The 25,051-nt window shown below is 60.7% G+C and carries 24 protein-coding genes; 9 read left to right on the forward strand and 15 right to left on the reverse strand.

The features are described 5' to 3' along the window. Window positions 1-102: 102 nt before the first annotated feature. From BT122_RS03715 to BT122_RS03755, 9 genes are all read right to left on the reverse strand, one after another. Window positions 103-1,308 carry a C40 family peptidase gene (locus tag BT122_RS03715; protein ID WP_177242189.1) on the reverse strand — a complete coding sequence of 402 codons (1,206 nt, stop codon included), beginning with the start codon at window positions 1,306-1,308 and terminating at the stop codon, window positions 103-105. Window positions 1,309-1,456: 148 nt separating this feature from the next. Then, a complete protein-coding gene (locus BT122_RS03720; protein ID WP_072354660.1) occupies window positions 1,457-1,993 on the reverse strand; it encodes an adenine phosphoribosyltransferase in 537 nt (178 codons plus the stop codon). Between the two features lie 56 nt (window positions 1,994-2,049). Continuing rightward, the gene (gene ftsR / locus BT122_RS03725; RefSeq protein WP_072354661.1) at window positions 2,050-2,787 is read right to left on the reverse strand and encodes a transcriptional regulator FtsR; all 738 of its coding nucleotides are present in this window, start codon (window positions 2,785-2,787) and stop codon (window positions 2,050-2,052) included. A gap of 3 nt (window positions 2,788-2,790) precedes the next feature. Then, window positions 2,791-3,225, reverse strand: a complete 435-nt coding sequence (locus BT122_RS03730; RefSeq protein ID WP_059054284.1) for an FHA domain-containing protein — start codon at window positions 3,223-3,225, stop codon at window positions 2,791-2,793. A 42-nt stretch (window positions 3,226-3,267) separates the two neighbouring features. Further along, window positions 3,268-3,645 (reverse strand): Rid family detoxifying hydrolase, encoded by a 378-nt coding sequence (locus tag BT122_RS03735; protein WP_059054286.1) that lies wholly within the window; start codon window positions 3,643-3,645, stop codon window positions 3,268-3,270. A gap of 8 nt (window positions 3,646-3,653) precedes the next feature. Further along, window positions 3,654-4,547 carry a hypothetical protein gene (locus BT122_RS03740; RefSeq protein ID WP_072354662.1) on the reverse strand — a complete coding sequence of 298 codons (894 nt, stop codon included), beginning with the start codon at window positions 4,545-4,547 and terminating at the stop codon, window positions 3,654-3,656. Between the two features lie 35 nt (window positions 4,548-4,582). After that, window positions 4,583-5,731 (reverse strand): D-alanyl-D-alanine carboxypeptidase family protein, encoded by a 1,149-nt coding sequence (locus BT122_RS03745; protein WP_286130300.1) that lies wholly within the window; start codon window positions 5,729-5,731, stop codon window positions 4,583-4,585. Beyond that, a complete protein-coding gene (locus BT122_RS03750; protein ID WP_072354663.1) occupies window positions 5,728-6,465 on the reverse strand; it encodes a CDP-alcohol phosphatidyltransferase family protein in 738 nt (245 codons plus the stop codon). The genes BT122_RS03745 and BT122_RS03750 overlap by 4 nt, the downstream gene beginning before the upstream one ends. A 157-nt stretch (window positions 6,466-6,622) precedes the next feature. Then, window positions 6,623-8,017, reverse strand: coding sequence for a M20/M25/M40 family metallo-hydrolase (locus BT122_RS03755; RefSeq protein ID WP_072354664.1), 1,395 nt, complete (start codon window positions 8,015-8,017; stop codon window positions 6,623-6,625). Between the two features lie 169 nt (window positions 8,018-8,186). On the opposite strand from BT122_RS03755, the gene BT122_RS10705 reads away from it, so the two are divergent. Then, on the forward strand, window positions 8,187-8,525 hold the full coding sequence (locus tag BT122_RS10705; RefSeq protein WP_143189970.1) for a DUF1292 domain-containing protein: 339 nt from the start codon (window positions 8,187-8,189) through the stop codon (window positions 8,523-8,525). A 64-nt stretch (window positions 8,526-8,589) separates the two neighbouring features. Here the strand turns inward: BT122_RS10705 and BT122_RS03765 are convergent, their stop codons facing one another. Both BT122_RS03765 and serC read right to left on the reverse strand, forming a co-directional pair. After that, a complete protein-coding gene (locus BT122_RS03765) occupies window positions 8,590-9,759 on the reverse strand; it encodes a phosphoglycerate dehydrogenase (RefSeq protein WP_072354665.1) in 1,170 nt (389 codons plus the stop codon). 53 nt (window positions 9,760-9,812) lie between these two features. Further along, window positions 9,813-10,901: a 3-phosphoserine/phosphohydroxythreonine transaminase gene (gene serC / locus BT122_RS03770; protein ID WP_072354666.1), complete on the reverse strand. Its 1,089-nt coding sequence runs from the start codon at window positions 10,899-10,901 to the stop codon at window positions 9,813-9,815. 240 nt (window positions 10,902-11,141) lie between these two features. On the opposite strand from serC, the gene BT122_RS03775 reads away from it, so the two are divergent. The 4 genes from BT122_RS03775 to BT122_RS03790 are packed head-to-tail and all read left to right on the forward strand — an operon-like array spanning window position 11,142 to window position 15,774. Then, window positions 11,142-11,921 carry an HAD family hydrolase gene (locus BT122_RS03775; RefSeq protein WP_072354667.1) on the forward strand — a complete coding sequence of 260 codons (780 nt, stop codon included), beginning with the start codon at window positions 11,142-11,144 and terminating at the stop codon, window positions 11,919-11,921. 41 nt (window positions 11,922-11,962) lie between these two features. Further along, complete coding sequence (locus BT122_RS03780; protein ID WP_072354668.1) at window positions 11,963-14,017, forward strand: oxidoreductase; 2,055 nt, start codon at window positions 11,963-11,965, stop codon at window positions 14,015-14,017. Window positions 14,018-14,053: 36 nt separating this feature from the next. Further along, the gene (locus tag BT122_RS03785; protein WP_072354669.1) at window positions 14,054-15,325 is read left to right on the forward strand and encodes an aconitase X; all 1,272 of its coding nucleotides are present in this window, start codon (window positions 14,054-14,056) and stop codon (window positions 15,323-15,325) included. Continuing rightward, window positions 15,325-15,774 carry an aconitase X swivel domain-containing protein gene (locus tag BT122_RS03790; protein WP_072354670.1) on the forward strand — a complete coding sequence of 150 codons (450 nt, stop codon included), beginning with the start codon at window positions 15,325-15,327 and terminating at the stop codon, window positions 15,772-15,774. Before BT122_RS03785 ends, BT122_RS03790 begins: the two co-directional genes overlap by 1 nt. A 190-nt stretch (window positions 15,775-15,964) precedes the next feature. Here the strand turns inward: BT122_RS03790 and BT122_RS03795 are convergent, their stop codons facing one another. Next, window positions 15,965-17,581 (reverse strand): RecQ family ATP-dependent DNA helicase, encoded by a 1,617-nt coding sequence (locus BT122_RS03795; RefSeq protein ID WP_286130301.1) that lies wholly within the window; start codon window positions 17,579-17,581, stop codon window positions 15,965-15,967. Between the two features lie 125 nt (window positions 17,582-17,706). Here BT122_RS03795 and BT122_RS03800 point away from each other — a divergent pair, with 125 nt between their 5' ends. Continuing rightward, entirely contained in the window at window positions 17,707-19,065 is a 1,359-nt protein-coding gene (locus BT122_RS03800; protein WP_286130302.1) for an MATE family efflux transporter, read from the forward strand. Window positions 19,066-19,074: 9 nt separating this feature from the next. Here BT122_RS03800 and BT122_RS03805 read toward each other — a convergent pair whose 3' ends face one another. Both BT122_RS03805 and BT122_RS03810 read right to left on the reverse strand, forming a co-directional pair. Continuing rightward, the gene (locus BT122_RS03805; protein ID WP_072354672.1) at window positions 19,075-20,322 is read right to left on the reverse strand and encodes a hypothetical protein; all 1,248 of its coding nucleotides are present in this window, start codon (window positions 20,320-20,322) and stop codon (window positions 19,075-19,077) included. Window position 20,323: 1 nt separating this feature from the next. Beyond that, window positions 20,324-21,715 carry a PTS transporter subunit EIIC gene (locus tag BT122_RS03810; protein ID WP_072354673.1) on the reverse strand — a complete coding sequence of 464 codons (1,392 nt, stop codon included), beginning with the start codon at window positions 21,713-21,715 and terminating at the stop codon, window positions 20,324-20,326. A gap of 249 nt (window positions 21,716-21,964) precedes the next feature. Between BT122_RS03810 and BT122_RS03815 the strand changes: the two genes are divergently transcribed. From BT122_RS03815 to BT122_RS11245, 3 genes are all read left to right on the forward strand, one after another. Next, window positions 21,965-23,167, forward strand: a complete 1,203-nt coding sequence (locus BT122_RS03815; RefSeq protein WP_072354674.1) for an alanyl-tRNA editing protein — start codon at window positions 21,965-21,967, stop codon at window positions 23,165-23,167. A 169-nt stretch (window positions 23,168-23,336) separates the two neighbouring features. Next, the gene (locus BT122_RS03820; protein WP_072354675.1) at window positions 23,337-23,669 is read left to right on the forward strand and encodes a hypothetical protein; all 333 of its coding nucleotides are present in this window, start codon (window positions 23,337-23,339) and stop codon (window positions 23,667-23,669) included. Window positions 23,670-23,900: 231 nt separating this feature from the next. Further along, entirely contained in the window at window positions 23,901-24,308 is a 408-nt protein-coding gene (locus BT122_RS11245) for a (2Fe-2S)-binding protein (protein ID WP_072354676.1), read from the forward strand. Here BT122_RS11245 and BT122_RS03830 read toward each other — a convergent pair. Next, on the reverse strand, window positions 24,211-24,861 hold the full coding sequence (locus tag BT122_RS03830; protein WP_072354677.1) for an HAD hydrolase-like protein: 651 nt from the start codon (window positions 24,859-24,861) through the stop codon (window positions 24,211-24,213). The two genes, BT122_RS11245 and BT122_RS03830, sit on opposite strands and share 98 nt — an antisense overlap. Window positions 24,862-25,051 lie beyond the last annotated feature (190 nt).

The following is a 25,051-nucleotide window of genomic DNA, read 5'->3' on the forward strand; positions in this document are numbered from 1 at the left end:
GCTTTTACTAATGTGGCTCCCTTTCGGGAGCCACACACTTTTATATTTAGAGTACCAGCATCGGCTATCAGACGGAACGCATCATGGCAAATGGCCACAAGCTTAGTACGAGCCGCCGCCATAGAAGCCGTAGATGCCGCCCACGATGACGCCAGAAGAGGGGTTGGCGGCATGGACAATCTGGCCGTTGCCAAGGTAGATGCCCACGTGGCTGCCGCCGTACTCGAAGACAAGGTCACCATAGGAAAGCTGGTCGATGCTTGTCTTCCAGCCGCCGCTTGCCTTAATGGAGCTAATCATCGAGTACGTGTCACGGCCGCGTGCGTAACCATACACGTAGCAAACGAGGCCCGAGCAGTCAAAGGCATTAGGGCCGGCGGCGCCCCACACATAGGGGTGGCCGACAAGTGCCAGCGCAGCGGAGACTCCACCGCCAGAGGGAACGTTCGTGCTGCTGGAACCGCTGTTGGTGTTAGAGCTGTTGTTCGTGTTCGAGCTGTTATTCGAATTAGAGCCGCTGTTAGTGTTGGTATTCGAGCTGTTGTTCGTGTTGTTCGAGGTATTGGTGTTGGTGTTGCTCGAGTTGTTCGTGTTGCCCTCGGTGGCACCACCGCCATTGGAGCTGATGGTCTCCTGGGTCTGAATGGCCTGGACAACGGTGGCAACGGAACTGGACTGTTCGGCCTCGGCTGCAGCAGCCGCCTCTGCCGCGAGCTGCGCCTGTACCTCCTCGTTGAGTGAGTCGTAATAAGCCTGGGCTTCCGCTACCTGGTTCTGGTAATCAGAGGTCTGAGACTGGAGGCTGTCCACCTGGCTCTGCTGGTCTGCCTGCTGCTGCTCGAGCTCGCTCTTCTGCTGCTCAAGCTGGTTCGAGAGCGACTGCACCTCAGAGATGGCGGCAGCGTCTGCCTCGGAGACCTTGTCGAGGTAGTAGATGTTCGAGGAAAGTTCCTCGAAGGAGGCAGAGGACAGGATGAGGTCGAGTGCGCTCGAGGAGCCGGACTTGTACGAGCTCTTCATGCGCGCGCCCAGTTCCTGGCGCTTCTCGTCTAGCTGGGTCTGCGTGTCGGAGATCTGCTGCTCGGTATTGGCGATGTCATAGCCTGTCTGCTCAAGCTCGGAAGTGGCGGAGGAAAGCTGATCCTGGAGAGAAGAGAGGGTTGCTCCAAGCGAGTCGAGCTTTGCAGATGCGGCAGAGAAATCATCCTCGGGGCTTGCCATGGCAACGGTGGGCGCAACGGAAAGCGCGCACGGCGTGGCAAGGGCAAGAACCAATCCGGCAGTGATGATGCATCTTGCGTGGGTCATTGCGTAGTCCTTTCGACGCTTGGAGACCATTCTACGTCAGGGACCGGTAAGCCGCATGGCTTTCCATACGATGGGCAAAAGGCTCGAATGCAACTCGACCGCCCCCATGAAGGGAGCGGTCGAGGAGACGTGCAAGCTTGCGACTTCCCTACTTGACAGGAATGAGCGTGTAGACCTCGCGGTCGGGGTATTCCTTGGCAATGACGTCGCGGGGGTTCAGGAAGGTGAGCTCGAGGATGAACGAGAAGCCCTCGATCCGCGCGCCGGACTGCTCGACGAGCTTTGCCGTTGCCGCCGCCGTACCACCCGTGGCAACGAGGTCGTCCACAATGAGGACAACGTCGTCAGGGCTGAGGGCGTCCTTGTGGATCTGCAGCTCGTCGGTGCCGTACTCGAGCGAGTAGGACTGGGAGTAGACCTCGCGGGGAAGCTTGCCGGGCTTGCGTGCCGGGACAAAGCCCGCACCCAGCTTGTAGGCAACGGGAGCGCCAACGAGGAAGCCGCGGGCCTCGGCGCCAACGACCTTGGTGATGCCGCGGCCCAGGAAGTGGTCGGCGATGTCGTCAACGAGGTGCACAAGGCCATCGGGATCGGCGAACAGCGGCGTGATGTCCTTAAAGATGACCCCCTTCTCCGGATAGTCGGGGATGCTCACGATGCGGCTCTCGTAGTCGAAATCAGACACGTGCGGTTCCTTTCCTCGGTAATTGTTGTAGCTATGGCAGGGAGGGGGCCCGTGGGCTAGCCCTCCATGTCCTTGAATGACTGGTGGACAAGCCTGCGTATGAGCTCTGTGCGCACCACGTCGGTGAGGGCAAGCATGCGGGAGAAAGCCTGTTCAAAGCGCTCGCGTGACTCGTCGGTAACCTCGGCCTCCACGCCACCGCCTTTTTTGGCATAGACGACCAATGCCTGCTCGAACATGGCAGACTCACGGTTTGCCGAGTTCACGTACTGGCGAAGGTTCTTGGGGCCAATCCCGTAGTGGCGCAGCTCGTCGCAGGTGCGGATGAGGCCAATGTCATGACCATCCACCAGGTCCCGCCCATGAGGAGAACGCTTGAGCGTAATGACACCGGCCTCGGAGAGTTGGCGGACGAAGCTTACCGAGACGCCTGCAACCTCGGGCATGCGATCGATGGGATGGAACTTCTCGGCAATCTCTTCATCCACCGGCCCAACAAGCGACGCCTCGACGGCAGACTCTGCAGCAGCCGATGGCGGCTCTCCGGAATCCTCGCGCTCCAGCTCGTCCTTGATCACAGAGAGCGGCAGGAACCTGTTCTTCTGTAGGTAGAGAATGGTCTCCAGTCGCTTGATGTCGCGTTGAGAGTACAGGCGGTATCCCCCTGGGGTGCGCGACGGGTTGAGAAGCCCCTCGTCCTCGAGATAGCGGACCTTCGATATGGTGAGGTCGGGATAGAGGCTCTGGAGCCGCTTCACGACCTTGCCGATGGTGAGGTATCCGGCGTCAGGCATGGCCTAGCCCTCGGTGTCGATCCTGCGCGGACGTGCGTTGGTGTGGAACACCATGCGGAACGTGCCAATCTGGATGGTTGATCCATCCTTAAGGGAGGCCTTGCTCACAATGGCACCATCTACCCAGGTGCCATTGAGCGAGCCGAGGTCCTCCACCGTGGCCCTGCCCTGCGGACAGGCGGAGAGGTCCATCTTTGCATGGTGGCGTGACACGGTCATGTCGTTAAGAAAGACGCTGTTGCGCGGGTCGCGACCAAGGGTAATGATGGGCGCGTCAAGCTCGAACGTCTCGCCAATCTGGGGGCCCTTGACGATGGTCAGGGTAGGATGGGCTGGCTTCTCCTCGGCCATGAGGTCGGGGACGGTGGCATCCGCAGAGGGCATGCGGAAAATCTCTGTTGCCCCCATGTCGGTGGAGTGGTTGTTGGTGGGCTGCATCGAATCTCCCCTCGAGTAAACCTTACCCTCACATGATACCGCTTACCTGCAGGCCACGCAGTCCATCTCGACGAGCGCGCCAAGGGGCAGGGCGGACACGGCAACAACGGAACGCGAGGGTGCCGGTTGGGTAAAGCGCTTAGCAAAGACCTGGTCCATGGCATCGAAATCTTCAATGTGGGCCAGGTAGACGGTGGTTTGGGCAACGTCGGAGAGCGAGCAGCCCACCTCCGCGAGAATCTCCTCGATAATGTCGATGACACGCGACGTCTGTGTAGCCACGGTTGTTCCCACAATGGCCTCGCCATCTGGAGCAACAGGAAGCTGGCCCGAGGTATAGACAAATCGGCCGGCGGTAGTTCCCTGCGAACAGGAGCCATAGGCATCCGGCGCCTGGGCTGCGTTGATTGCGTATTTCATGCGCTCCCCTATCCCTCGTGGATTCCGCGCGCACCAACAAAGTCGTTGCCATGGCGAAGCAGCCCCCATGCGCGCAGGTCCTGCTCGCTGATCTCAACTACATCCGTCGAGTCAAGAGCGCGTGACCAAGGTAGCTTTGACCAGGCCTGAAGCACCGCACTCCTGCCCACCGGCTCAACCCAGGAAAACGAGAGAAGACTCCTCCACATCACACGGGCGGCTGCCTTAGGAACAAGAAGCACGTACGAGGCTACTCCGGCAGCCGTATCGAGCGGCACGCCTGCGATAAGCGCGGGAATATGGCCATCAAGTGTCACACTCTCAACGGCGCCACGTGCAGGAAGGGCACGGGCGCCTTGCGGAAGATAGTCTGCGAGAAGCTCGTTTGCCCGGGCACCCATGACGAGCACGGGGGCAAGCATTCCGCTTGCCTCCTCTAAAGTGGTTCCCTCGTACGGCGCATTGCCGTTGCTGCTTACCTGCGAAAGAAACGTGAGCCACCCGGCAACTACGGCTCCACGACGAGAAGGGTCGAGAAGCACGTACTCGTGAGCGCCCGTGTGCGCAAGGAGCGGCACGGAGGTGATGGCTCCGTCACCCGTGAGCGCGGGCTCAAAGGCGCACTGGCCCACTCGGAGCTTTTTGGCGCAGAACGCGGCCTCGCAGAGCTCTTGTGGGTGAGCCCCGGAGACAAGCCTATACGTGGCACCGGTGAGGTCGGCTATGGCAGCGCCCTCAAGGGCGTGTTCCAGCTTCTCTTCCCCTGCATAGGAGCTTGGGTATGCCAGACCCGTATCCTCTGCACGGTCAAAGCTTGCACCTAGGGCGAGGTGCTCCTCGTAAAGCGTGCCCCTTACGGTATGCAGAGAAGCGCCTTTCACCTCTGCGTGCTCGTTTGCCACAAAATCCCCCTTCGGTGCAGATGCATTTCCGTACACTAAGCGGCATACCCATAGAGTGGCAACGTGAACACGTTCACCCGAGGAATATTATCCAAAACAAGGCGAGCCGTGTAGTGGACGCTTCCCGCCGGCCTGCCATCCTGTGACCAAGCCGTTGAACCTACCAGCTGGCCGTCGTCCACAACCAGGTTTCGCTGGAGCATTGTGGTGCTAAAGGAGAGGCTTCCACCCTGCGGCCACGTGATGGCGGTCCCATCGTCTGTGGGGGTAACCAAGCAGGACATGGCAAAGTTACATGCATAAGGCCTCACGCCCACAACCCACGAGCTCTTTGCCACGGAGGTCTGCTTGAAGTTCGAATACGACCAGTTGAGAAGCGACACCGTGTCCGTGAAGCGACCAGAGCTGGTCTGTGCGCCCAAAACGCAGGTGAAGAGCTCGACCCCATTGCGCTGGCAGGCTCCAAGGAAGGCGGCGCTTCCCGCAACGTAGCCGGTCTTGATGCCGCGAATGCCCTTGTAGGTCCCTAACAGCTCATCTGTCGAGTAGAACGTCTTCTGCGCGCCGGCCACGCTCACGGTGACCGATCGCGTGTGTACGGTACCAGCGATGAACGGGTACTCCGAGAGTGCAATGCGGCCCATGAGGGCGAGGTCAGAGACGGTGGAGTAGTGCCCATCTTCGTCCAGGCCATGGGGGTTCATGAAGTGGGTGTTGGTCATGCCTAGCTCCTGGGCCTTCTCGTTCATAAGTTCGACGAAGGCGTCCTCGGATCCCGCTACATTCAAGGCAATGTTCTCTGCGGCGTCATTTGCCGAGTAGATAAGCATCACGCGGAGAAGCTGGCGAAGCGTTGGCGTGTCGCCCTCGACAAAGCCGGCTGTCTGGGAGTCTGCGCCTAGGTCGGTCGCGTGTATCTGGCAGGGAGTATCGAGGTCCATGCCAGAGTCAAGCGCTACCATGGCCGTCATGATCTTGGTGATGGACGCCATGGGCATTTGCATGTCAGCGTTTTTCGAGTAGAGAACGTTTCCGGCCGAGTCCTCGACGATGGCGCATTGGGCCTCGCTCAGGACAGGGTCTGCGAGGGAAGCATCGTCGGCATGTGCCACCCGCGGCAGCGCAAAAACCAGTGCTACGACGAGAAGCGCGGCCGCAATGGGCATATGGCGCAGAGAGGTCACTGCTTCTTCTCCCCTTTCTGTTCGGCAAGAGCCTCGCGACGGATCTGGATGCCCTCGCGCGTGTACATCACGGCAGTGGTTATAGAGCAGATAAGGCCCACGTAGACAAAGAAGATGCCGAGCGCAGACGGCTGCGCGTTGAGGCCCGGAAGCCACGCAACATCAACCAGCCCCAGGCCAGGCACCACAGGCGCGCCCAGCAGGAGGTCGCAGAAACCAAACATGAGAAGGGCCGTGGTGACCTTGCCAATGTAGACCACGTCGACGGGGCGACGGCGGTACTTCTGGAGAATGAGGGCGCCCACGGCAAGGTAGCAGTCGCGTCCAATGACGAGCACCGCCACCCATACCGGCAGCTCGCCGGTAAGGACGATGGCCAGCACGCCCGTGAAGAGCAGGACGCGGTCCATGATGGGATCCATGACCTTACCCAGCCAGCTCACCGTTTGGGTACGGCGCGCTATCTGGCCATCAAGGAAGTCCGTCACGGCTGCGATGGCGTAGAAGCTAAGAGCCAAAACGCGGTTGATGCCCTGCACAAAGAGCACAAGGAAGGCAATCGTGAGGGCAAGGCGGCATGCCGTAATGAAATTGGCGACGGTGAGAATCTTGAATGAAGGGTTATCGGGTGTTCCAACCGGTGCGGTTGTGGTCCCACTTTGTTGGGCTGACTCAGCATCGGAGTCAGCCGCACTCCTAATTTGGGAACCCAAGCTCTCGAGTTTTCTTGACACAGCATTGCCCTTCTGGCGCTATCCAAACCCGGCCTCCCGCAAGAATGCGGACGCCCCTGAAGTCCTCATACTACCCCAAATGCATGTGCTCTCCGCCTTTTCGCCAATGACACCAAAAGCTGACCAGACCCCGATACATTGACGAAGATGAGTCTGTTTAGAGGATGGTCCTCTCCAGGAGCCGGACGAGAACGCGAATCCCCTGTGCGTACGTGCGACGAGAGATGCGCTCGTTCACGCCATGGACGCCCGTTGCCTCCTCCTCGGGCGTTGGCCTAAAGGGAATGACGCGAAGAATCGAGTCACAGACTGCCTCATAGCGAATGGCGTCAGTGCCTCCGCAGACAAACGATGGCACCACGTCGACGTTGCCGTAGTAATGCCCAAGCGCCTCGGCGACCTCTGCGTAGCCAGGGCCGTCCGTGGAGTCCATCCTTCCCGCCGGCGTTGTGTGGACGAGCGTTGCAGTGACGCCGGTGCCTTGCACTGCTCGCTCGACCCAAGCGAGCACGTCATCTGCCGTGGTTCCAGGCAGAAGGCGGAAGTTGATGGTGGCACTCGCATCACCTGGCATCACATTGGGCGCGGCAGAGCCGCCCTGGAGCATGTCGACGGCCATCGTGGTTGCCACGAAGGGATAGAGATCGCGCTTAGTGGCAGCAAGGGCGGCGATCTTCTCGGCGTTGCCATGCACGTCCTGGACGAGCGTGCGAAGCGGCTCTTCGGTAATGTAGGGGGCAAGCGTGCGGAAAGTGTCCTCCACGATGGGCGTGAGCTTGGGCGTCGGGCGTGACTCGGCGATGCGAGCTATTGCCACACAAAGGTGCTCGAGCGAGGTCCCGCCAAAGGGGTTCGAGGAGTGGCCGCCCTCTCCGTGCGCATCCAGCCGCAGGTCAAGGTAGCCTTTCTGAGAGATGCAGACATCCGTAAGGACGTGGCCGGCAGCGCCCCACATGGCCCCGTCAACCATGGTGGTTGTGCCCTCGTCGAGCAGCCATTCTGCACGAAGGCCGCGCTCTTTGAGGAGGCCGGCCAGCTCCGTGGCGCCGGTGCTTGAGGTTTCCTCGTCTGCCCCAAAGGCGAGAATGACAGTACGACGTGGACGTTCCCCTCGCGCAAGGAGGTACTCGAGCGCCTCGAGTTCGCCCATGAGCATGTCCTTGATGTCAAGCGCTCCCCTGCCCCAGATGAACGTCTCGTCGAGTTCTCCCGCAAAGGCGTCATGCAGCCAGTCCTTCTCGGTGCCGGGGACTACGGGAACCACGTCCTGGTGGGCCAGGAGCAGCACACAGGGAAGCGAAGGTTCAGTCCCCGGGCAGGTGATGAGGAGGTTCCTGCCCACCTCCTCGAAGGAGGAAGCGGCCATGATGTGCGGATACGATGAGCGTACCAGCGCGTGAAGGCGCTCGAAGGGAGCGTCATCGGTCCCATCGCCTTGGTCTATGGTCTTGCAGGCTATTGCGCTTGCAAGACGCTCGCAGGCACCGGAATAATCGAGGTCTGAGTAGTCTTCCTCGCTTGTGTAATGTGCGTATACATTGATACCGCTCATGGTTTCCCTTCTACCGCCCACGGTTTGACAAAGTTGTCTTTTCCATGGTAGACGGCGTAATTTGGGCTACTCACCGAGAAGGCGCCGCTTTCACGTTCAAGAAATGATTATGCAGATAAACTCTGTCTATGGGCGCAGGAGGCGCCCGGTCCCGAAAGAAGGAGTAGCCATGGCGGAAGACGAGGAGTACTTCGAAGACGCCGAGCTCGACTTTGACGAGCTTGAGGGAGACGACTATGGCCTCGGGGACCAAGGCGGCTGGGCCGACGACGACCCGGAGACCATCACGCTCGAGTACGACGACGGAACCTCCGAGAAGTGCGACGTGCTGGGGATATTTCCCTACGATGGCAGGGAATACATAGCGCTTGCGCCCGAGGGCGACCAGGAGTCGCTCTACCTCTACGGTTACGTTGAGCATGATGATGGCACCAACGACATTGTCCCCATCGAGGACGACACGGAATTCGATGCCGTAGCCGCTGAGTACCAGTCACTCATGGAGTAACGCAAACGCCCCTCTCAGATGTTTGTGAGAGGGGCGACTTCTGCTACAAGAGATGCCCTAGAAGTTACTTTGCACGAATCACTCGGATGCGACGGACGCCCTCGGCCTGCGAGAGGTGGTCGATGACGTCAGCAGGAACCTCGCCCGCAATGTCGATGAGCGTGTAGGCCATCGTGCCGCGGCTCTTGTTTGCCATGTTCTCGATGTTGATACCAGAGTCCGCCAGGTACTGCGAGAACTTGCCGATCATGCCCTGCACGTTCTGGTGGATGATGGCCAGACGCTCGCCGGAGGCAATGGGCCCAAGGTCAACGGCACCAAAGTTCACGGAGTGCGTGATGTTGCCGTTCTCGATGAAGTCACGTAGCTCCTCTGCGGCCATGACGGCGCAGTTCTCCTCCGCCTCGGTTGTGGAGGCGCCCAGGTGCGGCAGGACGATTGCGTTCTTCATGTCGGCCGAGATGGGGTTGGGGAAGTCCGTCACGTAGCGGGCGATGTGGCCATCGCCAAGGGCGGCGGCCATGGCCTGCTCGTCCACGATGGTATTGCGGGCAAAGTTGAGGACCACGGCACCGGGCTTCATCTGCGAGATGAGCTCGGCGTTGATCATGTTCTTGGTGGAGTCCATGGCGGGCACGTGAATGGTGATGTAGTCGCAGTCCGCGACAAGGCGGGAGAGGTCGTCGGCGTGCTCGATGCGGCGGTCGAGGTTCCACGCGGCAGAGACCGAGAGGTACGGATCATAGCCCACGGCCTGCATGCCAAAGCGGGTGGCGGTGTTGGCAACAGCCGCACCAATGGCACCAAGCCCAATGACGCCCAGGCGCTTGCCCGCAAGCTCGTGACCGGCAAACTGCTTCTTGGCCTTCTCGGCGTGCTTGCCAAGATCCGGGTCGTCCGCGTTGGCGCGCACCCACTCGATGCCGCCCACGATGTCGCGGCTGGCAAGCAGCAGCCCCGCAAAGACGAGCTCCTTCACGGCGTTTGCATTGGCGCCGGGCGTGTTGAAGACAACGATGCCCTCGTCAGCGCAGCGGTCAAGCGGAATGTTGTTCACCCCGGCACCTGCACGTGCTATGGCGAGAAGGCCCTTGGGAAACTGGGTCTCGTGGAGGCTCGCGCTCCTCACCATGATGGCGTCGGCGTCCTCGAGGGTGTCCGTGAGCTGGTAGTTGGCTCCAAGGCGGTCGGTGCCTGCCTTGGCGATGTTGTTCATGCAGTGAACCTTGTACATGTGGATGGCTCCTTGGGTCTTGTGGAATGGTGGAAAAGCACTCGCGAGAGGGTCTAGGCCTTCTTGTGGGAGCGCTCGAAGCCATCCATGAAGTTCACGAGCGCCTCGACGCCCGCCTTGGGCATGGCGTTGTAGATGGAGGCGCGCATGCCGCCAACGGTGCGGTGGCCCTTGAGGTTCACGAGACCGGCCTCTGCCGCCTGGGCGACAAATTCGGCGTCGAGGTCCTTGTCGCCCGTGACGAAGGGCACGTTCATAAGAGAGCGGCTCTGCGGATCGGTCACCGTGGGGTGGAAGAGCTCAGAGGCGTCAAGGTAGTCGTAGAGAATCTTGGCCTTCTCGGCGTTCTTCTCGTGCATAGCCGCAAGGCCACCGTTCTCGAGCAGCCACTGGAACACCAGGCCGCACATGTAGATGCCCCAGCAGTTGGGCGTGTTGTAGAGCGAGCCCTTGTCAGCCTGCGTCTTGAAGCGCAGCATCGTGGGAACACCGGGCAAGTCATCGGGGATGAGGTCCTCGCGCACGATCACAATCTGCACGCCGGCGGGGCCAACGTTTTTCTGGACGCCCGCGTGGATGCAGCCAAACTTGGTCACGTCGACAGGCTCGGAGAGGAACATCGAGCTCTGGTCTGAGACGAGCGTGTGGCCCTTGGTGTTGGGCAGGGTGTGGTACTGCGTGCCGTAGATGGTGTTGTTCTGGCAGATGTAGAGGTAGTCGGTGTCCTCGCGGATGGGGAGGTCCGAGCAGTCAGGGATGTAGGTGAAGTTCTTGTCGGCCGAGCTTGCCACCACGTTAGGGTCGCCAAGGATCTGGGCCTCCTGATAGGCCTTCTTTGCCCAGTTACCCGTAATCACAAAGTCCGCCTTGCGGTGCGGTGCCAGGTTGATGAAGGTGGTCGCAAAGAGCAGCGAGTCACCACCCTGGAGGAACAGCACCTTGTAGTTCTCGGGGATGCCCATAAGGGTGCGGATGTCGGCTTCGGCCTTGTCGATGATGCCCTGGAACACCTTGGACCTGTGGCTCATCTCCATGACGGACATGCCGGAACCCTGGTAGTCGAGGATCTCAGAACCCGCGCGAGAAAGCACCTCCTCCGGAAGTACGGCGGGGCCGGCGGAGAAGTTGTACACGCGTGCCATGTAGATCACTCCAAATTCTGGTACATCGCGGTTTCCCGGCTGCAGCCGCGCAGGTGCTCGGCTTGTAGTCGGCTCATGTTTCAACATGATAGCCGGCAAATGACGAGTCTTTTCATCCGTTACGTTTTGATAACCTAGGCGGACGGTGGGAATTTGCGCGTGGTTCTATCCGCTGAAACCCAATTGCAAATACGCGTCAGCTGCTAGACTTGGACTAAAGGCGTCGAGCGAGGAGGGTCCATGGGACAGGTGGCACGACACGATGGGGCCAAAGCTCACACCTGCGTTGACGTTGTCTTCTTTGACATCGACGACACCCTGTACGATCAGGCAAGGCCCTTCGCGTATGCGGTGAGGCGCGTCTGTGGTGACATTCCCGGCGCAACGGACGCAGCGCTCTACGACGCGAGCCGCCGTCACAGCGGCGCCATCTTTGCGGCCTTCTCGGCAGGCCGTACGCCCACTACACACGAATATGCTCTACGTATGCAGCAGACCCTAGCGGATTTTGGTGTCACGATCGACCACGCAACCGCCGTGGAGGCACAGCGCGTCTATGCCGACGAGTCTGGAGAGGCTATGTCGCTCTCCCCTGCCATGGCTTCCTGCCTTGATGTGTGTCACGCCCACGCCCGCTTGGGCGTGGGCGTTATCTCCAACGGGCGCGAGGAGCTGCAGGAGGAGAAGTTGGAAATTCTCGGCGCATCACGTTGGGTCTCGCCCGGCGCCGTCTTTATCTCCCAGGCCGTTGGCCTGGCAAAGCCCGATCCCGCCCTCTTTCGCTATGCGTGTCGTCAGCTCGGCACAGATCCGGGTAGCTGTATCTACGTGGGTGACGCCTGGGACACGGACGTCGTGGGCGCATGCGCGGCGAGTATGCCGTGCGTATGGCTCAACCGGCGCGGCCGGGCGAGGCCGCGCGACGCGAAGGAGGTCTCGCCAACTTGGGAGGTTCGCAGCGAGGAAGAGCTCTTGGCCCTTCTCGGCAGCGAGCCCATCTGGCGGTTGGCTCGCGCTTGAAGCGCACTATGATGGGCGCACGCTAAGAGAGAGGACAGGATATGGATTCAAGGCTTGAGCCACTGTTCACTCCATGGAGCATTGGCGGATGCAAAATCAAGAACCGCATCGTCATGACTTCCATGGGCGGTACCAACATCTTTGGGTGGATGGAGCGAAACCACTTCGACCGGGACGGTGCCCGCTTCCTCATGGAGCGCGCTCAGAACAACGTGGGTCTGCTCCTCCCCGGCTGCCAGCCCGTCTACAACCCCATCGGCGGCCAGTGGCTAGACCAGAACCGCACCATGTACGAGGAGCTCAAGCCCTTCATGGAGCAGCTGCACGCCACAGGCGCCAAGATGTTCGTGCAGCTCACGGCTGGTTTTGGACGCAGCTTCACGGTGTCTGACTCCATGGAGGAGCTCTACACCAACCCGCTGCTGCGCGCGCTGTCGAAGCCCTTCCTGGACCTGGACAAGATCTGCGCCACGGCGTCTCCCTCGCCCAACCGCTGGTCGGACAAGGTGCCTTCTCGCGAGATGACCATCGGCGAGATAGACCGCATCGTTGAGGCGTTTGCCACCTGCGCAAAGATGCTTCGTGATGCCGGCGTTGACGGCGTTGAGGTGCACGCCGTCCACGAGGGCTACCTGCTCGACCAGTTCACCCTCCCCTACGTGAACCACCGCAACGACATCTACGGAGGCTCGCGCGAGAACCGCTACCGCTTCCCGGTGCGCATTGTCCACGCCATCCACGACGCCGCCGGCGAGGACTTCCCCGTCTCGCTTAGATACTCCGTGGTGAGCCGCACCAAGGGCTTCCGCGAGGGGGCGCTCCCCGGCGAGGACTACGTCGAGGTGGGGCGCACTATGGAGGAGTCCGAATGGGCCGCGCGCTACCTCACCGACGAGGGCTACGCAATGCTCAACTGCGACAACGGCACCTACGACGCCTGGTACTGGGCTCACCCGCCCATCTACATGCCCGAGAACTGCAACCTTGCGGACGTCGAGCACATCAAGGGCTTTGTAGACGTCCCCGTGGTGTGCGCCGGCCGCATGGACCCCTATGTGGGCGCACAGGCCGTGGCCGAAGGCAAGCTTGACGCCGTGGGCTTTGCTCGCCAGTTCCTGGCAGACGGCGAGTGGGTTACCAAGCTTGTAGAGGGGCGCGAGAAGGACATTCGCCCCTGCATCTGCTGCCACAACGGTTGCTTCAACATGTGCCACTACAAGGGGCACGCCAACACCCAGACGCTCGAGGACTCGCTGCACCTCTCGCGCTGCGCGGTGAACCCCGAGACCATGCAGTACGAGAGGCACCACATTCGCCCCACTACCACACCCCGGCGCGTTGCCGTGGTTGGTGGCGGCATCGGTGGCATGGAGGCCGCGCGCGTGCTTGCGCTTCGCGGTCACTGGCCCGTCATCTACGAGCAGTCAGACCATCTGGGCGGCGTCTTCCGCGAGGCCGCGTCCGCGAGCTTCAAGGGCAAGCTGCGCGACCTTCTCGCCTGGTACGAGCGGCAGATGAAGGAGCTTGGCGTCGAGATCCACTACAACCGAGAGGTCATCGACGTGCAGGAGCTTGACGAGGACTATGCCATCGTGGCCACCGGCGCCACGCCCAAGCGTCTGCCCGTCCAGGGATTCGAACGCGCGATGGATGCCCTTGACTACCTCGATGGCGCCGAAGTTGGCCAGCGCGTGGTGGTCATTGGCGGCGGGCTTACCGGCTGCGAGGTGGCGCTCGAACTCTACCTCTCGGGCAAGCAGCCCTTCATTGTGGAGATGAAGGATGACCTCGTGGCGCAGGACGGCGTGTGCCTTGCCAACTCAAGCTACCTCCGCGAGTTCTTTGCCTGGAAGAAGGTTCCCGTCTACCTGGAGTCCACGGTGCGCGCCATTGGCGAGGACTGGGTGCAGATCTCGCGCAAGGACGGCACGCTCGAGCGCATCGCGTGCGACTCGGTGGTGAGCGCCGTTGGCTACACGCCGGACCCCGTCTCGCAGCCCGATGGTCGCCACGTGCAGCTTGTTGGCGACTGCGCTGGCGTAGGCAACCTGCGCTCGGTCATATGGCGTGCCTACGAGGCCGCCTCGCGCGTCTAGCTTGGGCGAATCACGAGAAGGAAGGGAGGCCAGCCCATGGAGCTGACCCAAGAGGAGCATGACATCCTCGACGGCAAGCAGGGAGAGACGCTTGCCAAGGTGATGAGGACGCTCGTCGAGTACGGAGAGACGTTTGGCGCCACGCGAATGGTCAAGGTGACGGCACCGGGGCACCTGGTAACTAGCTTTGGCATCTCAATTCTCGAGGCGAACTTCCGCCTCATGGACGAGCTCATCAAGGCCGGGCTTAAGACCAAGGAGCCCTTCACCGTTGACCCGCGCCCCATCGACAACGCAGATGTCCCTGCTAGCGTGGTCCAGAAGGTCGTGGGAGCGGTTACGTATGGCAAGCAGGACTCCTACGAGCGGCAGCTCCGAGCCGTGGGCCTCAAGGACGAGAACGCCTTCACCTGCGCTTGCTACCTGCCCGAGGTTGGCAACGCCCCAAAGCGCGGCGACGTCCTGAGCTGGGCCGAGTCCTCCGCCGTGGTCTATGCCAACTCTGTCCTGGGCGCGCGGTGCAACCGGAACAGCGGATTTATTGATCTCTTTGGCAACATCGTGGGCGAGGTCCCGGAGTTTGGCCTGCTCACCGATGAGGGACGCAAGGCCACATGGGTCGTGGACGTGGAGTGCACCAAGAGGCCCGAGGCGCAGGTGCTGGGCTCTGCCATTGGCATGAAGGTGATGGACGAGGTTCCCTATATCCGCGGTCTGGACAAGTGGCTGGGTGGCACGCTTGACGATGCCGCAAAGGCCTACCTCAAGGACATGGGGGCCGCCACGGCGTCAAACGGCGCCGTGGGCCTCTACCACGTGGCAGGCATCACGCCCGAGGCGGCAGATCTGGGCGAGTCCCTCATCGCTGAGGGTGCGAAGCACTACGTTATCGACGACGCGGAGCTTGAGCGCGTGAAAGCGAGCTACCCCAACATCTGGAAGAAGCCCGACTCCCGCCCGCGTCTGGCGTTCATCGGCTGCCCGCACTGCTCGCTTGACCAACTCAAGGACTGGGCGCATCGCATTCCCGAGGCCCTTGCCCGCGAGGGGCGCACGCGTGTTGCGGTGCCCACGGTTGTCTCGAGCGCACCCGATGTCCTTGCAGCCTTCGATGGAACTCCCGAGAAGCGCAAGCTCCTGGCCACAGGCGCCAAGCTCACCTACATCTGCCCGCTCATGTACATGGACAATCCCGCCACAGACTTGCCGGTAGTGACGTGCTCCAACAAGCTGCGCACGTATACGAGCGCGCGCTACTTTGACGAGGACGACCTGCTCCGCATCATCGCGAGGGGAAGGATTGACTAATGGCTGAGAAGACCTTCAGGGGGCGTGTTGTTGTTGGCGGAGCTGTGAGCGCAAAGGCGCTGGTAAGCCATGGTGGCTTCAACACGCTGGCAAGCTACCAGCAGCCGCTCATCCTTAAGAACGTAAAGGCACCCTGCTCTGATCAGAACAACCCCGACCTCTACAAGAAGCCACTCCAGGGGGCAGCAATCTGCCTGCCGCAGACCATAGGCTCCACCACGGGCGGCATGGTCCTCATGTGCGCGTGCGACATGGGCGCGGGTCCGGCATGCATGCTCTTCTCTAAGCCCATTGACCCCCTTGCCGCAGCGGGAGCCATTCTCGCCAAGAACTGGACGGAGCACCCGTTTGTCGTTGTTGACCAGTTGGGCGACGAGTTTCTCAGCTACGTGCATGACGGCATGGACGTGAGCGTGACCGAGGACGGTACCGTCACCGTGGCTGGGTGACTTCTCTGCCCGGCCTTTCAAAAATGCGCCTTTGGGCGAGGATTTGGCGCCTGAACAGCCGTTTTAGCAGCATTTACGTCTAAAGAAAGACCTCCGGCGCCATATTGGCGTCGGAGGTTCCATCTCGTACGGAATCCCGTCGTAAACCTTCGTTCGGGCGTCATCTTGGCGCCTAAACGTGCCTTTCGTTCTATCTGTTGATTTCCTCGAGAAAGGCGTCGCCATAGCGCTGGAGCTTGGCGCGTCCCACGCCGGAGACCTCGAGCAGCTCCTCAACGTTTGCGGGACGGACTCGCACCATGGCTCGCAGCGTTGCGTCCGAGAAGACCATGTAGGGCCGGACGCGGTACTTGTCTGCCAGCTGCTTGCGCAGCGCGCGAAGCCGCTGGAAGAGTCTCTCGTCTTCGTCGGTGACTTCGGTCTCGCTGGGTAGTTCGCGCGTGCGATAACTGCCGCTGAATCCTGTGGCGCCAAAGACCCTGCGCGGGCGTGCGGCACGCAGATACTCGTCGGCGGAGCTGCCAAGGCACACGGAGCAGCCGCCGCAACCAGCCGGGCTATCACCTGCCCCAAGCGTCGACGCATCTTGGCCAAAGTAGCGAAGCACCCGTACGCGAAGGCACGAGTCGCTCATCGCATAGCCAATCATGGCCGAGAGGAGCCGCTCCCTGTTGCGTAACAGAGTCTCCCTCTCGGCCCGTGGAGTCTCGGGCGGAAACTCGGTGTTGTCGATGAAGTAGTGGCACGTTCGTATGTCACCGCGGCTCCACAGGAGGTAGCACTCGGCAGGCTCGCCGTCGCGACCGGCGCGTCCCGCCTCCTGGTAGTACTCCTCAAGCGAGAGGGGCAGCCCGCAGTTGACAACAAAGCGCACGTCAGACTTGTCGATGCCCATGCCAAACGCGTTGGTGGCCACCATGACGCGAGCTTCGTCGCTCACGAAGGCCTCCTGCGATGCCGCGCGCTCGTCGTTCTCCATGCCCGCGTGGTAACTCGCCGCGGTTATTCCCGCGGCGCGCAGGGTCTCCGCCAGCTCGTCCACCTTCTTGCGGGTGGTCGCATAGACAATGCCGGACCATGTTGGGTGCGTCGAAAGGTAGCCCAGAAGCCAGCGAGTGCGCTCCTTGGGCGTAAGCTCAAAGGACGAGAGACACAGGTTGGGCCGGTCGAAGCCGTTTACCTGGATGGCGGGGTTGCGCAGGTCAAGCAGACGCGAGACGTCCTGGCGCACCCGCGCCGTGGCGGTTGCCGTGAGCGCGCAGACAACGGGACGCTTTGGCAGCTGGTTGACAAAGGCGGGGATGCCTCGGTAGGCCGGGCGAAAGTCCTGCCCCCACTGACTCACGCAGTGTGCCTCGTCAACGGCAACGAGTGGCACGCGCACCTGGCGCGCAAAGGCAATGAAGCGCTGGTCGGCAAGGCGTTCCGGCGCAACGTACATGATGTCGTACCAGCCGGCTATGGCGCGTGCCATCACGACCTCCTGCTGGCGGGGCGTGAGCGTGGAGTTGAGGTATGAGCCCCTGATGCCTGCCTCCTTGAGCGAGCGCACCTGATCGCCCATGAGCGAGATGAGCGGCGACACAACAAGCGTGAGCCCGCCGAGAAGTACTGCAGGGATCTGGTAGCAGATGGACTTGCCGGCTCCCGTTGGCATGACGGCAAGTGCATCGCGACCGGCGAGAATTGCCGAGATGACATCCTCCTGGCCAGGCCGAAAGGAGTCATAGCCGAAGTAGGTGCGCAGCGCTTCGCGAGCGCGGACCATGCCGCCATCTCCCCAGTCCATGCTGTTCTCGTCTGCCACCAACAAACCCCCTTTATGTCCACTTAAAGACGATGCCGCTTACCGATTGTTCGGCACCGCCCGCAGGTACTACCATACAACGCATGGGGAGTAAGGAAGACACAGCAACAGCAAAGTATCGGCAGATGACGGAGGAGCCCGTACGACCCCTCATCCTCACGCTTGCCGCTCCTTCAATTGTTTCTAACCTCGTTACCAGCATCTACAACCTGTGCGATACCTTCTTCGTGGGGTCGCTGGGAACCTCCGCCGAGGGCGCCATTGGCATATCGTTCGTGGTCATGACCGCCATCCAAGCCGTAGGCTTTGGCATGGGACAGGGCACCGGCAACGCAATCTCGCGCTATCTGGGCGCAAAGAAGCGGGAACGCGCCTGCATCATGGCAACCAACGGCCTAGCAACCACGCTTCTTCTCGGCACGCTCATCGCCATTGTGGGCAACATCTTCATCGAGCCCATCTGCCTGGTGGCGGGTTCGACCGAGACCATCCTTCCCTACGCCAAGACCTTCGTGGGTATCATCCTTCTGGGCGCGCCCTTCATGTGCAGCTCGCTCATGCTCAACATGCAGCTGCGCTTCGAGGGAGAGGCACTCCATTCGATGATTGCCATCATGACAGGCGCCCTCATCAACATTGGGCTTGAGCCACTCCTTATCTATGGGGCTGGCCTTGGCATCGCCGGTAGTGCCATTTCCACGGTGATTTGCCAGTTCATAAGCTTTTGCATACTCGTCTGGCAGATCCAGCATGTGGGGATAACGCCCCTCTCGCCCAAGTGGCTGAGAAGGCCCACTCGCGCCATGGTCACCAAGATCGTGAACGGCGGTCTTCCCTCCTTTGTGCGCCAGTGCATGCTCGGTGTGGCTACCACGCTCCTCAACGAGGCGGCGCGTCCCTTTGGCGACGCAGCGATAGCCGCACTTGCGGTGGTGCAACGCATCACGAGCATTGGCAACTACGTTCAGATTGGCATTGGCCAGGGCTTTCAGCCGGTGGTTGGCTACAACTACGGCGCCAAGCTCTACGAGCGCATTAGGGCTGGCTACCACTTTGCGGTGCGCACGGCATTCATTGCCGTAACCCTGCTAGGCGTTGTGACCTTTGCCCTGGCACCGCAGCTTGTGGGGCTCTTTTCGACCGACACCGATGTTGTCGATATAGGTACACTCGCTTTGCGCGTGGAAAGCTTCACGCTCCCGCTCACCGGCACCGCGATGATCACCAACTTCCTGCTTCAGACGACCGGCCGCATGTGGCGGGCAACCATCCTTGGTGCTTGCAGGCTGGGCCTTGTGCTTGGTCCCGTGGTGCTTGTGCTACCGCCCCTGCTGGGGCTTCTCGGCGTCCAGCTGGCGCAGCCCGTAACCGATGTCATCACGTTTTTGGTGACCATCCCCATGGCGTGGTCGATCTTGCATGAGCTTTCGGGCGAGGAGCACGAGAGCAAGAGCTCGAGCGAAGCTGCCGTGCCAGCTAGGTAGCGCGAAACCTTAGCTGAGAAGTGCCGCAGCCATGCGAGAGAACCACTCATCCGCAGCGCCTTTGGGAAAAACCGTGATGTAGCTCTCGAAGAACCTGCCGTACTCGGAGCGGTCCACCGCATAGCCCAGATAGCCGTCGAAATAGCCGCACACCAGCACAGGAACGGGCGAGGCATCTCTCAGCTGCTCTCCAAAGGAGAAGACGACCTCAGAGGGAACGAGGGCAAGCCTCACGCACCCAAGGTCGACCAGCGTGGCCGTGGCATCGAGGCAAATCTGGGGTATTGCCAGCTTTGCCTCAACCATGCCAAGCATCTGGCGAAGGTCGTCCTCTCGGGCGGCAATGCCAGACGCCTTGGCAGCGGCGGGATCTTTGAGGAGGCCGGCGAGCATGCGTTTTGCAGAGAGGAGCGTCTCGTCCTCTGCTGACACGTAGTCGAGATGTACTGGCACCTCTCTGGTGCCCCCAAGTGCAATCGAGGCGGTTTGCAACGTTGCAGCGGCAAAGCGCCTGGCAATCTCTCCGCCAATGCGCTCAACCTCGTCAAAGCCCTCGCCGCGCCGAGTAAACCTGGTACTTGAATCTCCAGCGTCGCCAACGAGGACAATCGCATGCGAGCCAGTGAGGCTCTCGTACTTCTCGCGTAGAGCCCCTACGTAATCCGTGGAAAGTAGGTGGTTCTCCCCATGGAGCACAGTGGGATGGCAGGCAACGTGGAGGATGTCGATGCGCTGGGAACCGTCAGCCGAGGTAAAGCTGAGGACGGTTCCGGTTGTGTCGCAACCGGCGTCAGCGCCGTTGCGGTTTGTGAAGAGGCCAGAGAGGTCGCACGTGCCAAGCCGAGCTGTTGCGTTCCCCTGGCCATCCCACTGTGCCATGCACCTCTCGACGCTTGAGGCCATCGCGTCGAGAAGTGCCTCGATGAACGAAGGGTCTGGTGGACAGCCTGGGTCTGCGAGCTTGCTTACCTTTGGGCCAGAGTGGGTGTGGATTGCGGCCACATGCACGGCATCTTTGGGAAGACCAGTGCGCGAGGCAATTGCCTGCCGAGCCTCCTTCGCAAGCGACGGCTCGAGGAAGAAAACGTCCGCAACGCAAAGGCAGAGTTGGCGAAGCAGCTGCCCCTCCCCATCGGAGATAAGCACGCAGCGTACGGTGATGTTGTCATGAACTCCTGTGGCCTCGCGCCGGCCGTAGCCGTCCATGGGACAAGGAACGACCGGCGTTATGTCCTGCTGAGCGTAAGTAACGTGCATCTTAGGCTGCCTTTGTCGCCATTTGCTCTGCGCCCCGCTCGTCAGCATCGCCCTTGCTCTCGAACCCAAAGACAAGCACAAGGGCTAGGGCGACGACAAAGCTTACCGCCGCCTCGGCCAAGAACCATCCTATAGGTGCAAACGAAGCAAGCGTGAAAACGTTGACCAGGAAGTTGAAGACAATGAGCTGAACGTTGCCAATGCCGCCAACGGCCCCGCCAATCGCTCCCGCCACAACGACCATGGGGATGAGCTTGCGGTACCTCATGATGACGCCATAGATGAGGGGTTCGTTAACGCCAGAAAGAATGCCAGAGATGAGGTAGGAGCCAACGAGGGTCTTGTAGTCCTTGTCCTTGGTGCGCAGGAAGACGCCAAAGCTCACGCCAAGGCATGCAAAGACGCTGGCTGCAGCAAGGGCAAAGATCGGGTCTCCGCCGTTGGCGTTGAGGTTTGCAAGGATGATGGGGATGATTGCCCAGTGCACGCCAAAGATAACGAGAAGGCCCCAGAAACCGCCCATCACGATGCCAGCGACAACCATATTGGCGCTCACGAGGTAGTTGATGGCGGCGCCTGCGCCATTTGCGACGGCGTTGCCGATGGGACCGAGGACCAGCACGGTGAGGGGTACCATCACGGCCAGGTCAATTGCGGGAACGAGGAAGCTCCGTAGGTTTTTGGCCAGATGGGCGTTGAGGAAGCGCTCGAGAAAGCTTGCGACCCACACGGCGAGGAGGCTCGGAACGATGGTTGCCGAGTAGTCCACGGCAACAATGGGGATTGAGAAGAAGCTCTTGGGGTCGCCGGTCTGAAGCGCTGTGAAGTTGGGTTCAAGGAGCGCCGCGCCGATAATTGCGCCAACGAGGGGCGTAACGCCTAGCTTCTTGGCCGCATAGAAGCCAACAAAGATTGGCAGGAAGTAGAAGATCGCGTGACCGGCGGCATACCAGACGGCAAACTGGCCGCTATCAGCGGGGCAGACGCCAAGCCCTGCAAGGATGATGAGCACCGCCGTAAGGATGCCAGCACCAGCAAAAATGGGCAGAAGCGGCGTGAGAGCGCCAGAGATGTAGTCGAAGATCCTCGCCATCACCGAGCGGTGCTCTTTCTCGGATGGAGTGGGTTCCACAACGGCGGAGGTTGGGCTGCTCAGCAGGGACATAAGCGGCGTATACACGGTCTCGACGGCAGGGCCAATGACTACCTGAACTTGTCCGCCCTTCTCGACTACGCCGAGGACACCCTCCGTTGCCTTGAGCCTATCGGCGTCTGCCCTACCGGCATCCTTGAGTGTGAATCGCAGCCTGCTTGCGCAATGCGTCACACCTTCTACGTTACTTGGACCACCAACGAGGTCAAGAATGCTTTGCGCAAGCGCCTTTTCGTCCATCTCTGCCTCCGCGTTTGAGCTTTGGGTTCCTTAGGTGCATCCATGCTAGCGCTGTGGGGGATCAGCGGAGCTTGTTAGTATCAACCATGTAACGATGCCCGTGTCATCGAACAGGCGTCTGCCGCTGAATCTGTGTGACGCAAAACGAAAGACTCGGCATCCAGGACCGTCTTTGTCCCAATTGCGCCTATCATGGGCCGCTGTGAGGATAACGCGCATTAGGTGCCAGTTGCATGGAGGCATTGAATTATGGAAACGTTTGATGAGCTGTACTATCGGGAGCCCTACACGCGAGAGTTCGATGCCTCTGTTGTGTCCTGTGAGCCTGCAGATGAGGGGTTTGCGATTGAGCTTGACCAGACCGCGTTTTATCCCACAGGCGGCGGACAGCCGGGTGATAGGGGCACATTGAGCGTTGGCGCAGGCGAAGACAGCCTCGTTGCCCATGTGCGCGAAGCGATATCCGGTGATGGCGCGGGCGAGGTCATTCACCTCACAGACATCGCGCTTCCCGTTGGTGCCAGCGTCCACGGGTCGCTGGACTGGCCCTGGCGGCGAGACAACATGGAGGCGCACACCGGCGAGCACATTGTCTCGGGCATCGTGCATGCCCTCTTTGGCTACAACAACGTTGGCTTTCACATGGGAGAGCGCTGCATCGAGGTCGACTTCGACGGTCTCCTTACAGACGATGACGTGCTCGACGTTGAGCGGCGCGCCAACGCGGCCATTCGCGAGGACGTGAGCGTCGAGGCCCTTCTTCCCTCTCCTGCCGAGCTTGCAGCGATGGACTACCGTAGCAAGAAGGACCACGATGGCCAGATTCGCGTAGTAAGGATTAACGGCGTGGACTTCTGCGCCTGCTGTGGCACACATGTGTCCTCAACCGGTCAGGTGGGGCTCATCAAGATCTTGCGCATGACTACCAAGAAGAAGCGGACCCGCCTTGAGCTTCTTTGTGGGCGTCGCGCGTTGGAGACATGCGAGGCTGCCATGGCGGCACTACGTGAGACCAGCAACTTCCTCACGGTTGGAGACGAGGAGGTTCCCGAAGCGGTACGTCGCCTCTCTGCCGAAAAGGATGACCTCAAGCACCAGCTCAAGCAAGCCGGTCGCAAGCAGATTGACCAGTATGTGGCAACGTTGGCACCTGAGGACTCGTTGGCCGTTTGCTGTCTTCCCGGTCTGGACGTTGAGGATCTTCGCTACCTGTGCGAGCAGGTCCTCGAGCGCACGGACGCAACAGTTTGCGCGGGTATTTCGCCCGTTGAAGATGGCGGCTCCAGGCTCGCGTACGTGATGGCATCTTCTGATGCTGACCTAAGACCAGCATGCAAGGAGCTTAACCGCAGGCTTGATGGCCGCGGAGGCGGAAAGGCCCAGATGGTTCAGGGCAGTTGGGCGTCATCCAGCGATGCAGCCCTGACTGCAATCCGCGACGTGCTGGGATAGCAGGGCCTCACCCAAAGGTGCCTGCCCAGAAAGTGCGGTTGTCAGTACTTTTTGAGCAAATGGTCGAGTACGAAAACGCTGGCTATTTTTTCGAGCCGCAGGTAGGGAATTGCCGCCTATGGCGTGATACTAAGCGGACGAGGCATACAGTGATCGCATTGAGTCGGGGATGGACGAGGAGGCTGCCGTCAATGATCTTGGGAGTGTCGATGCTGCCGCAACGTCGGTGGTAGAGAGTATGCCAACCATCCAGCGGAGCTTCTACAATCTTCGGCAAAACCACGAGAGGACGGCGCTGGTTACGGTGCTTCTCATTCTTGGCGCCCTCGCCTGGGTGCCGGTTGTGTTTGCCATAGCAATGCTGGCCGTTGCGGTGTATGTGCTCCTATGGAGCCTCATCCTTGCTGCATGGGCGTTTGTGGCAGCCTTATTGCCTGCGGCTTTGCGCCTGGCACGGTGGCTCCCCTACACACAGTCAATGCGGGGTTCCTGGGCAAGATAAGCTACACGCACCTCCCGCAGATCCTAAGTTTTACGAGGGAGGTAATCCTACATCAAAGATGGGCGCCCGGCAGCCACCTTTGGCTGTCGGGCGCCTTGCGTGAAGCTTAGGGTGCTTGTAGCGTTGTGCTGCCTTTGTGACATATGCCATAGAGCGGGTAGCATAAGTGGGAGTCCCAGCTTAAGGACTGAATCCCACTTTTCAAGACATATTTGATATAAGGAGAGCAGTATGTACGCAGATTATCACGAGCGACATGGACATGGTGGGCACTACGGTCATCATCACGGCGGCTGCCATCACGAGCACGGCTATCACCACGATTACGCCAGCGGAGAGGGCCAGCCGGATGCGAACTCTGAGCTTGTTTGCCCATGCGTAGGCGTTGCCAAGGCAGACATCGAGCAGGCCGTTGCCAACGGCGCAAGGACGCTCGAGGACGTGGAGAACGCAACCGGGGTGGGAACGCGCTGCGGACGCTGCACGGGAGCCGTCGAGGCGGTTCTCCAGGAAGCCCTGCGGCCCAAGCGTCGTAGGGTTACTACCCGAGAAGAACACGCCCCAGCTCATCGACCGTGTCTACCACCGTTGTGGCACCAGCGTCGAGAAGCTCTTCTCGGGACCCGTAGCCATAGGTGACGCCCACAAAGCCCACCGAGGCAGCCCGTGCGCCACGCACGTCCTGGGCCCGGTCTCCCACCATGGTGACCATGTTCTTCTCGCCACGCATTCCCAGACGAACGAGCGCCTCGTTGATGACGTCTGCCTTCGCGGTGCGCTTCTCGTCCAGCGTTGCCCCTACCACCTGGTCAAAGAGGTCTGTCATCCCAAAGTGGTCAAGGATTCTTTGCACGAATGGCTGGGGCTTGGACGAAGCCACGCAGGTGAGGATGCCCGCCGCCCTCAGCGTGCCGAGAAGCTCAATAATCCCCTGGTACGGGTGGTTCTCAAAGAGCCCAACGGTTGTGTAGCGTTCACGATAGAGTTCGAGCGCCCGCAGTGCCTCCTCGTGCGACATGCCGGAGAAGTCCATGAACTCCTGAACGAGCGGCGGACCAATGAAGACCGTGAGCGCAGAGGGATCCGGCACCTCTCGTCCCATCTTCTCGAGGGCGTACTGGACTGACTTCACAATCCCCTCGCCGGATGCGGTAAGTGTCCCGTCGAGGTCAAAGAGTACCGCCTTGGCCACGTTCCCTCCCTTGTCTGCCAGTCGTACTAAGAAGACGCGCAACGCCGCCCACCAGAGTTTAGCTCTTTTTCTTAAACGGCTCCTACGTTTGCCCAGGTCGCTGGAAACCGTTTTAAGAAATGGAGCTAAACTCCGCAGCGAGAAGTTCCGCAGCGAATGGCCCCGCAGCGAGAAGCCCTGCGTGACGAGA

This window comes from Olsenella sp. kh2p3, assembly GCA_900119625.1.
Classification (GTDB): domain Bacteria; phylum Actinomycetota; class Coriobacteriia; order Coriobacteriales; family Atopobiaceae; genus Tractidigestivibacter.

Coding starts and splice junctions, on each gene's coding strand:
- BT122_RS03715 (WP_177242189.1), bottom strand. CDS start 1,308: ATGACCCACGCAAGATGCATCATCACTGCCGGATTGGTTCTTGCCCTT.
- ftsR (WP_072354661.1), bottom strand. CDS start 2,787: ATGCCTGACGCCGGATACCTCACCATCGGCAAGGTCGTGAAGCGGCTC.
- BT122_RS03730 (WP_059054284.1), bottom strand. CDS start 3,225: ATGCAGCCCACCAACAACCACTCCACCGACATGGGGGCAACAGAGATT.
- BT122_RS03735 (WP_059054286.1), bottom strand. CDS start 3,645: ATGAAATACGCAATCAACGCAGCCCAGGCGCCGGATGCCTATGGCTCC.
- BT122_RS03755 (WP_072354664.1), bottom strand. CDS start 8,017: ATGAGCGGTATCAATGTATACGCACATTACACAAGCGAGGAAGACTAC.
- BT122_RS10705 (WP_143189970.1), top strand. CDS start 8,187: ATGGCGGAAGACGAGGAGTACTTCGAAGACGCCGAGCTCGACTTTGAC.
- BT122_RS03765 (WP_072354665.1), bottom strand. CDS start 9,759: ATGTACAAGGTTCACTGCATGAACAACATCGCCAAGGCAGGCACCGAC.
- serC (WP_072354666.1), bottom strand. CDS start 10,901: ATGGCACGCGTGTACAACTTCTCCGCCGGCCCCGCCGTACTTCCGGAG.
- BT122_RS03775 (WP_072354667.1), top strand. CDS start 11,142: ATGGGACAGGTGGCACGACACGATGGGGCCAAAGCTCACACCTGCGTT.
- BT122_RS03780 (WP_072354668.1), top strand. CDS start 11,963: ATGGATTCAAGGCTTGAGCCACTGTTCACTCCATGGAGCATTGGCGGA.
- BT122_RS03785 (WP_072354669.1), top strand. CDS start 14,054: ATGGAGCTGACCCAAGAGGAGCATGACATCCTCGACGGCAAGCAGGGA.
- BT122_RS03790 (WP_072354670.1), top strand. CDS start 15,325: ATGGCTGAGAAGACCTTCAGGGGGCGTGTTGTTGTTGGCGGAGCTGTG.
- BT122_RS03800 (WP_286130302.1), top strand. CDS start 17,707: ATGACGGAGGAGCCCGTACGACCCCTCATCCTCACGCTTGCCGCTCCT.
- BT122_RS03805 (WP_072354672.1), bottom strand. CDS start 20,322: ATGCACGTTACTTACGCTCAGCAGGACATAACGCCGGTCGTTCCTTGT.
- BT122_RS03810 (WP_072354673.1), bottom strand. CDS start 21,715: ATGGACGAAAAGGCGCTTGCGCAAAGCATTCTTGACCTCGTTGGTGGT.
- BT122_RS03815 (WP_072354674.1), top strand. CDS start 21,965: ATGGAAACGTTTGATGAGCTGTACTATCGGGAGCCCTACACGCGAGAG.
- BT122_RS03820 (WP_072354675.1), top strand. CDS start 23,337: ATGGACGAGGAGGCTGCCGTCAATGATCTTGGGAGTGTCGATGCTGCC.
- BT122_RS11245 (WP_072354676.1), top strand. CDS start 23,901: ATGTACGCAGATTATCACGAGCGACATGGACATGGTGGGCACTACGGT.